Source organism: Rhizobium aethiopicum, from assembly GCF_014197535.1.
In the GTDB taxonomy this organism is placed as follows: Bacteria; Pseudomonadota; Alphaproteobacteria; order Rhizobiales; family Rhizobiaceae; genus Rhizobium; species Rhizobium aethiopicum_A.
In genome coordinates, this window is the sequence record NZ_JACIFV010000047.1 from 21,281 (window position 1) to 29,179 (window position 7,899).

Consider the following 7,899-nt stretch of genomic DNA (forward strand, 5'->3'; position numbering starts at 1 on the left):
GGCCGCGTTCCTGAAAAACACCGGATTGATTTTCTTGTTGCGAATGACTTGCATTATCATTCTAATCGGTCATAGTGCACGGACGATAAACAGGTGGAAATGGCATGGATGCCCTCAATCCCAATGCAAACAGCGGCTGGCGACACGAACGCGGAGAGGCGTCGCTGTCGGATGTCTACCGCACCGTCGGAACGGGGCGTCACAGCTCGATGTGGCGCCGGGCAGCGGCCTTTGCCGGGCCGGGCTACATGGTCGCCGTCGGCTACATGGACCCCGGCAACTGGGCGACCTCGCTCGCCGGCGGCTCGAAATTCGGCTATGCGCTGCTCACCGTCGCCCTGCTTTCCAACCTGATGGCAATCGTGCTGCAATCACTCTGCGCGCGCCTGGCGATCGCCTCCGGTCGCGACCTCGCGCAGGCCTGCCGCGACGCCTTTCCGAAATACGTCTCGGTGCCGCTCTGGGCCTTTGCGGAAATCGCCATCATCGCCACCGACATTGCCGAGGTGATCGGCACGGCGATCGGCCTCAACCTACTGATGGGTATCCCGCTCGAACTCGGTGTGCTGATCACCGCGCTCGACGTCTTCCTGATCCTCTTTCTGCAGAGGCTCGGCTTCCGTTGGGTGGAAGCCTTCATCATCGCGCTGCTCGGGGTCATCGCGCTCTGCTTCGGCGTACAGATCTTCCTGGCCGATCCGCAATGGGGCGCCGTCATCACCGGCTTCTTCCCGACGACCGAAATCGTCACCAACCCGGAAATGCTCTACCTGGCGCTCGGCATCCTCGGCGCGACCGTCATGCCGCACAATCTCTATCTGCACTCCGGCATCGTGCAGACGCGGGCCTATGGTCACACGATCCCTGAGAAGAAGGAGGCGCTGACCTTTGCGACGATCGACTCGACCGTCGCGCTCTGTTTCGCGCTTTTGATCAATGCCTCGATCCTGATCCTTGCGGCCGCCGCCTTCAATGCCAACGGCAAGACCGATGTCGTCGAGCTCGGCAATGCCTATGCGCTGCTGTCGCCGCTGCTCGGCCTGGCGATCGCGCCGACGCTCTTCGGCATCGCGCTTCTCTGCTGCGGCCTCAACTCGACGGTGACGGCAACCCTTGCCGGCCAGATCGTCATGGAAGGCTTCCTCAAGATCCGGCTGAAACCGTGGGTGCGCCGGCTGATCACCCGCGCCATCGCCATCGTGCCGGCGGCGGTCGTCACCATCTGGTACGGCAACCAGGGCACGGCCGAACTGCTGATCCTCACCCAAGTGGTGCTCAGCCTACAGCTTTCCTTCGCCGTCTTCCCGCTTGTGATGTTCACCGCCAACCGGGCCAAGATGGGCGAACTCGTCGCGCCGCGCTGGCTGAGCGGCATCGCCTATGTGATCGCTATCGTCATCGCCGGGCTGAACGTCAAGCTGCTCTTCGACTTCGTCACCGGCTAGCGTTTGACGGTCGAAGCCTGGCATAGGCCGCTCGGCCATTGTTGAAATCATCGACGAGAGGGGAGAACTTGTGGCTCCCCTCTTCGTGCATGACGAGGGCCGCGCGCAGCGACAGCCGCGCCCGCGAACCCTTAATGGCGGTCACCAGGATACGGACTGCATTTTCCCCTGGGCGCGGATGGATGGCGGTGATCTCGATGCCGCCGAAGCGCCGGCCGCAGGCATCGATGATTTCGGCGATCGACTCGGGTCTGGCGATCAGCGACAGTTGCCCGCCCGGGATCATGATGGCGCCGGCGGTGCGGATCCAGCTTTCGAACAGGCCATCGGTCATCGCATGGGCTTCGGCTTTCAGCGCATCGGGCGTGCGCCGGTCGCCGGCATCGTTGAAGGGCGGGTTCATGATTACGTGATGGAAGCTTTCATCGGCAAGGCCGGCATCGTTGCGCGCCTTGGCGGTCAGCGTCACATCGGCCACGACGACACCGACGCGGCCGGCAAGATGGGCATTTTCCGGCAAAAGGATGCTGCGGCGGGCATAATCGGCCATTTCGGCAGAGCGTTCGAACAGCACCACTTGCGTCTTGGCAAGGCGCGAGGCGACGGCAAGGCCGGCGGCACCGGCGCCGGCGCCGAGATCGGCAACCCTGACCGGGCGATCATCGGCGACGAGGGCGGCCAGCAGCATCGCATCCATGCCGGCGCGATGGCCCCTGCCCTTCGGCTGCACCAGATGAAAGGCGCCGCGATGGAAGGCATCGATGGTTTCAGCGGGTCCGCCGGTCATCGCCCGCTCACGTCCTGTCGCGCAGCTCGCCGCCGAGGCCGGCGTCGATCAGGATGCGGCGGGCCTGGTTGGCCATGTCCTCATCCACCAGCAAGCGGCGCGGCAGCATGCCGAGCGAGCCTTCCAGAACGCTCATGCCCTGATCAGCGATGAAGCAGTGAATTCCCGCATCCTTCATCAGGCTCTCGGCAAAGGAGAGCAGGACAGGATCGTTGGCGCGGATAAGTTCATGCATTTGCCGTCTTTTTCCTTCCAATTTCGGCTGACGCGACAATTCACCCCTTGCCGCGCCCATCGCCCCTTTCTATTGTCAGATGCAATGAATGAACAGGAGTCCGGGTCGTTGGGCGTGGTCATACCGCTTGAAGAAAGCAAAAACAAACAGGCATCCATCAAGCCGTTGGTCGATCTCACCCGGGCTGACATGGAGCGGGTGAACCAGCTCATTCTGTCCAAGGCCGGCTCCGACGTGCAGATGATCCCCGAAGTGGCCAACCATCTGATCTCGTCAGGCGGCAAGCGGCTGCGGCCGATGCTGACGCTGGCGGCCGCCTCGCTGTTCGACTATCGCGGCGAAAACCACATCAAGCTCGCCACTTCGGTCGAATTCATGCATACGGCGACACTGCTGCATGACGACGTCGTCGACGAAAGCGACCTGCGCCGCGGCAAATCGACGGCGCGGATGATCTGGGGCAACCAGGCAAGCGTGCTGGTCGGCGACTTCCTGCTCGGCCAGGCCTTCCGCATGATGGTCGATGTCGGCTCGCTCGATGCGCTCGACGTCCTGTCGTCCGCTGCCTGCGTGATCGCCGAAGGCGAAGTGCTGCAGCTTTCCGTCGCCAAGAACATGGAGACGACGGAGGACGATTACCTCTCCGTCATCCGCGCCAAGACGGCGGCTCTCTTCGCGGCTGCCGCCGAAGTCGGGCCGATCGTTGCCGATGCCGGCCGCTCCGGCCGCAATGCGCTGAAATCCTACGGCATGAATCTCGGCCTCGCCTTTCAGCTCGTCGACGATGCGCTTGACTATGGCGGCAAGGCCGCCGATCTCGGCAAGAATGTCGGTGACGATTTCCGCGAAGGCAAGATCACCCTGCCCGTCATCCTCGCCTATCGCCGCGGCACCACCGAGGAGCGCGCCTTCTGGCGTGATGCGATCGAGGCCGGCAACAGCAGCGACGCCAACCTGGAAAAAGCGCTCGGGCTGATCACCAAATACGGCACGCTGAGCGACACGATCGGCCGGGCGGTCCATTACGGCACGATCGCGCGGGACGCGCTGGCGCCGCTTCCGGATACGGTATGGAAATCCGCCCTGATGGAAGTGATCGACTTCTGCATCGAGCGCGTCAATTGATCGAACGCCGCGATCGAGGCTGATTTTCTTGCAGCGCCGCTCCAAAAAAGCCATCCTGTTATGAATCAGTGATGACGACTGATTTGCGACCGGCAGCGGCCGGACGCTCTCGAAGAAAGGTTTCCTAATGCGGCAGAGAATTGCCATCCGTCTTCTTACGAGCGCAGCTCTGGCGGCTGTCCTTTCGCTTGGCGGTGTTGCCGGCGTGAGTGCCGAAGATGCGGCCAAGGCGGGCGATGCCGGCAAGGCCGAGAGCTTCTTCGATGCCGATAGCGTCACCACTTTCTCCGGCGCCTTTCTCGCCGCGCGCACGGCCGATGTCGATCACGATTACGAGACCGCGATCGCGCTTTACAAGAAGGCGCTGCAGATCGAGCCCGGCAATCCCGAGATTCGCCAGCGGCTGATGATCTCGCTGCTGCTCAACGGCGACATCAAGGAAGGCGTCAAATACGCCAATGATCTGAAGGGCGATCCCTCGGTCGAGCGCATCACCACGATCGTGCGCGGCATGGATGCCGTGCGCCGCGACGACTACAAGACCGCCGAGTCGATCCTGAAATATAAGGGACCGAACGATCTCGACCGGATGATGAACGACCTGCTGCTCGCCTGGGCCCGGGTCGGCGCCGGCCGTGGCAAGGAAGCGCTCGCCATGGTCGAGAAGATGAAGGGGCCGGACTGGTTCCGCATCTTCCAGAACTACAATGCCGGCGCCATTGCCGTCGTCACCGGCGACGTGAAATCGGCCCGCCAGCATCTGAACGACGCCGTGCTCGACAAGGAAGGCGGGGCGACGGCGCCCGACACCTTCATGCGAGCGGTGATGGCGCTTGCCCGCCTCGAGGCCGCGCAGGGCAACAAGCAGAAGGCGCTCGACGCTGTTTCGGTCGGCGATAACCTGCTGCCGAATTATGCGCCGCTGAATGCGCTACGCGACAGCATCGAGAAGGGCGAAAAGCAGGAGCAGCAGGTCAAGACCGCCGAAGAAGGCGCCGCCGGCGTGCTCTTCTCCGTCGGCGGTGCTCTGAACCGCGATGGCGCCGAGGATATCGTCTCGCTCTACCTGCAGACCGCCAAGGCGCTCGACCCCAACAGCGCCGATACACTGGTGCTGCTCGGCGGCATCGCCGAAAAGCAGAACCAGATGGACCGCGCCATCTCCCTCTATAAGAAGGTGCCGGAAGATTCGCCGATGCGGCGCATCTCCGAGCTGCAGCTCGGCCTCGCCCTTGCCCAGGGCGGCAAGGTCGACGAGGCGCGCAAGCACCTGCAGGCGCTGATCGCCTCGGATCCGAAGGACATTCGCAGCTACCTCGCCTATGGCAGCGTGCTCTCCGACGCCAAGGACTACGAGGCGATGGCCGCCAATTACGACAAGGCGGTCGAAGCGATCGGTCCGATCCCCGGCCGCGCCAACTGGAGCGTCTTCTTCCAGCGCGGCATCGCCTATGAGCGGCTGAAGAAGTGGGACCAAGCCGAACCGAATTTCCGCAAGGCCCTGGAGCTCAACCCCGACCAGCCGCAGGTGCTGAACTATCTCGGCTATTCCTGGATCGACATGAACCGGAACCTCGACGAAGGCCTCGCCATGATCAAGAAGGCCGTCGATCTCCGCCCTGACGACGGTTACATCATCGATTCGCTCGGCTGGGCCTATTTCCGCCTCAACCGCTTCGACGACGCCGTCGACGAGCTGGAGCGGGCGGCGCAGATCAAGGCCGGCGACGCGACGATCAACGACCATCTCGGCGATGCCTACTGGCGCGTCGGGCGCAAGCTCGAAGCCGTCTACCAGTGGAACCGGGCGCTCGCCTCCGAGCCTGAAGCGGCCGAAATTCCGAAGATCAAGGAAAAGGTCGCAAACGGCCTGCCCGCTGACGACGACGCCAAGGCGGCCGACAAGAAGCAGCCGGATCCGGTGCCGGTCACGCCGCCGCCGGTCGACAAGAAGTCCTGACGGGCGCGACCGATGCCTGAGCAGGGCTTGGCCGACGCTTTCGGCGTCACCGAAGAGGCGCGCGCGAAGATCAATCTCGCCCTGCATGTGACGGGCCAGCGGCCGGACGGTTATCACCTGCTCGATATGCTGGTGACCTTCGCAGATTGCGGCGACCGGCTGGGCTTCCTGCCGGCGCAGGCCGACGCCTTCACCCTGTCGGGCCGCTTCGGAGAGACGCTTGCCGGCGACGGCGGCACCAACCTTGTGATCAGAGCGCGCGATCTCCTGCGCGAGGTCGTGGGCGCCCTTGCCTTCCCTGTTCACATCCATCTCCAGAAGAACCTGCCCATTGCCTCCGGCATCGGCGGCGGCTCGGCCGATGCGGCGGCGACCCTGCGTGGGCTGATGCGCCTCTGGGGCACTGGGTTGCCGGTGGAGACGCTGGCGGCGCTGGCGCTGAAGCTTGGGGCCGACGTGCCCATGTGCCTCGAGAGCCGGCCGCTGATCGCCCGCGGCATCGGCGAGGAGATCGAAGCCGTGCCGGATCTGCCGGCCTTTGCCATGGTGCTTGCCAACCCGCTAAAGGGGGTTCCGACGCCGGAGGTTTTCCGCCGGCTCACGGCAAAGAACAATCCGCCCCTGAACCTCGCACAGACCGCCGGCTGGCTGGCGGCGATCGGCGCGGCCCGCAACGATCTGGAGCCGCCGGCGCGCGAAGCCGTGCCCGAAATCGCGGCAATCTCGGCGATGCTGCGGGCTGAAGGCGCTCTTTTTGCCCGCATGTCCGGCTCCGGCGCCACCTGCTTCGGGATCTTTGCCGACATGGCCGCCGCGCGAGATGCGGCGGCGGCTCTTCACGCGGCGCGGCCCGACTGGTATTTCCAGGCGACGGAAACGGTTTCGGGAGGCATGTGATGGCAGGCTTAGACGAAAAACGGCCCTTCATCGCCGTCGGCATTGCTGTCCTCACCGTCTCGGATACGCGCACGCCGCAGACGGACAAGTCCGGCGATACGCTGGCGGCGCGGATTGCCGAGGCTGGCCACAGGCTGGTCGAGCGGGCGATCGTGCCCGATGACCGGGAGAAGATCGCCGCTCAGGTCAAAGCCTGGACCGAGCGGGATGAGATCGATGTCGTCATCACCACGGGCGGCACCGGCTTTACCGGTCGAGACGTGACGCCCGAGGCGCTGGAGCCGCTGTTCGAAAAGCGCATGGACGGGTTTTCCGCCGTCTTCCACCGTATTTCCTACGAAAAGATCGGCACGGCGACGATCCAGTCGCGCGCCACCGCGGGGGTTGCCAACGCCACCTTCATCTTCGCCCTGCCCGGCTCGCCCGGCGCCTGCCGGGACGCCTGGGACGGCATCCTGAAAGCGCAGCTCGACTATCGCAGCGTGCCGTGCAATTTCGTCGAGATCATGCCGCGCCTGGACGAGCACTTGAAACGCGGCGCGCAGAAATAGACTGGCGCTGCCGTTCAGCCCCGCGGTCGCGCCGTCGAAAATCCGATTCAGACTTTCGGCGCCGACGCGCTGGCATTTGTTATGTGGCAATGCCCGGCAGAGCCGGCATCGAATCCCAGCTGTCACCCGACAGCAGGATGCAGCTTATGCCGTGGATATCCGTGACCACGAGCGTCCAGGTGCCGGTTTTGGCGGCATAGACCTCGAGAACGGCGTTCTGGTTGACCAACCCGACCGCTGTGAGCTTCTCACCGAAATTCCTGTCGAGGAAACTGACGACGTCGGATCGGCCTGCGCAACTGAGCATCGTCTGCGATGCTGCCGAATGCGGATGCGCGATCACCAATGTCGGCAATATGACGGCCAGCAGGCCGCAGATCATACTGCGTACGCCGTCGATCCTACCGCGTACGCCGTAGATCCTACCGCGTGGCATGACGCACCTCCTTTCGCCGGAAACCCGGCAGAAGAGGAGATTTTTCGCCGACCTGTTCTGCCGTTCACCGGCATTCCACGGCATCCGTTGCGAAGCGCGGCGCTTCGGCGGCGCCATGAGCGAATTATAGCGCGAAATCCGATTGGGCGCCATCTTTGCGCGATGGCGGGATCGGCGAACTGCCTATTGGAGAAAACCCCTCCCCAACCCCTCCCCACAAGGGGGAGGGGCTAACACGCTGCGCCAACTGCGCAGACGTCAGCCCTACTGCAGATGCAAAGGGTGGAGCGGATGCGAGGTGAAATGGAAAGCAGGGGGCGGCATGTAAGCCCCTCCCCCTTGTGGGGAGGGGTTGGGGAGGGGTTTTGGCGGGGTACAGCCCGGGCTGATGCCTGACAGAATGAACCGGGTTGATGGTCGACAAGTCATAGTGTGTCGGAGGGAGGGCTTCCGATGCCATTTG

At 63.9% G+C, this 7,899-nt stretch carries 8 protein-coding genes; 5 read left to right on the forward strand and 3 right to left on the reverse strand.

What is annotated here, in order from left to right:
• Positions 1-104 precede the first annotated feature (104 nt).
• Complete coding sequence (locus GGD53_RS30805; RefSeq protein WP_184460489.1) at positions 105-1,445, forward strand: Nramp family divalent metal transporter; 1,341 nt, start codon at positions 105-107, stop codon at positions 1,443-1,445.
• Here GGD53_RS30805 and GGD53_RS30810 read toward each other — a convergent pair.
• Both GGD53_RS30810 and GGD53_RS30815 read right to left on the reverse strand, forming a co-directional pair.
• Entirely contained in the window at positions 1,435-2,232 is a 798-nt protein-coding gene (locus GGD53_RS30810) for a tRNA1(Val) (adenine(37)-N6)-methyltransferase (RefSeq protein WP_184460490.1), read from the reverse strand. The two genes, GGD53_RS30805 and GGD53_RS30810, sit on opposite strands and share 11 nt — an antisense overlap.
• Before the next feature lie 7 nt (positions 2,233-2,239).
• A complete protein-coding gene (locus tag GGD53_RS30815; protein ID WP_184460491.1) occupies positions 2,240-2,467 on the reverse strand; it encodes a DUF2007 domain-containing protein in 228 nt (75 codons plus the stop codon).
• Positions 2,468-2,575: 108 nt separating this feature from the next.
• Here GGD53_RS30815 and GGD53_RS30820 point away from each other — a divergent pair, with 108 nt between their 5' ends.
• The 4 genes from GGD53_RS30820 (at position 2,576) to moaB (ending at position 7,000) form a co-directional block, all read left to right on the forward strand.
• A complete protein-coding gene (locus GGD53_RS30820) occupies positions 2,576-3,592 on the forward strand; it encodes a polyprenyl synthetase family protein (RefSeq protein ID WP_184460492.1) in 1,017 nt (338 codons plus the stop codon).
• Between the two features lie 127 nt (positions 3,593-3,719).
• Positions 3,720-5,552: a tetratricopeptide repeat protein gene (locus GGD53_RS30825; RefSeq protein ID WP_184460493.1), complete on the forward strand. Its 1,833-nt coding sequence runs from the start codon at positions 3,720-3,722 to the stop codon at positions 5,550-5,552.
• Between the two features lie 12 nt (positions 5,553-5,564).
• Positions 5,565-6,449, forward strand: a complete 885-nt coding sequence (locus tag GGD53_RS30830) for a 4-(cytidine 5'-diphospho)-2-C-methyl-D-erythritol kinase (RefSeq protein ID WP_184460494.1) — start codon at positions 5,565-5,567, stop codon at positions 6,447-6,449.
• Positions 6,449-7,000, forward strand: a complete 552-nt coding sequence (gene moaB, locus GGD53_RS30835) for a molybdenum cofactor biosynthesis protein B (protein WP_184460495.1) — start codon at positions 6,449-6,451, stop codon at positions 6,998-7,000. The genes GGD53_RS30830 and moaB overlap by 1 nt, the downstream gene beginning before the upstream one ends.
• Positions 7,001-7,079: 79 nt before the next feature.
• Here the strand turns inward: moaB and GGD53_RS30840 are convergent, their stop codons facing one another.
• On the reverse strand, positions 7,080-7,436 hold the full coding sequence (locus GGD53_RS30840) for a hypothetical protein (RefSeq protein ID WP_246717922.1): 357 nt from the start codon (positions 7,434-7,436) through the stop codon (positions 7,080-7,082).
• Positions 7,437-7,899: the final 463 nt, after the last annotated feature.

Excerpts from the sequence above, each read along its gene's own strand:
- GGD53_RS30830 (WP_184460494.1), top strand. The coding sequence starts at position 5,565 with ATGCCTGAGCAGGGCTTGGCCGACGCTTTCGGCGTCACCGAAGAGGCG.
- GGD53_RS30815 (WP_184460491.1), bottom strand. The coding sequence starts at position 2,467 with ATGCATGAACTTATCCGCGCCAACGATCCTGTCCTGCTCTCCTTTGCC.
- moaB (WP_184460495.1), top strand. The coding sequence starts at position 6,449 with ATGGCAGGCTTAGACGAAAAACGGCCCTTCATCGCCGTCGGCATTGCT.
- GGD53_RS30840 (WP_246717922.1), bottom strand. The coding sequence starts at position 7,436 with ATGCCACGCGGTAGGATCTACGGCGTACGCGGTAGGATCGACGGCGTA.
- GGD53_RS30805 (WP_184460489.1), top strand. The coding sequence starts at position 105 with ATGGATGCCCTCAATCCCAATGCAAACAGCGGCTGGCGACACGAACGC.
- GGD53_RS30810 (WP_184460490.1), bottom strand. The coding sequence starts at position 2,232 with ATGACCGGCGGACCCGCTGAAACCATCGATGCCTTCCATCGCGGCGCC.
- GGD53_RS30825 (WP_184460493.1), top strand. The coding sequence starts at position 3,720 with ATGCGGCAGAGAATTGCCATCCGTCTTCTTACGAGCGCAGCTCTGGCG.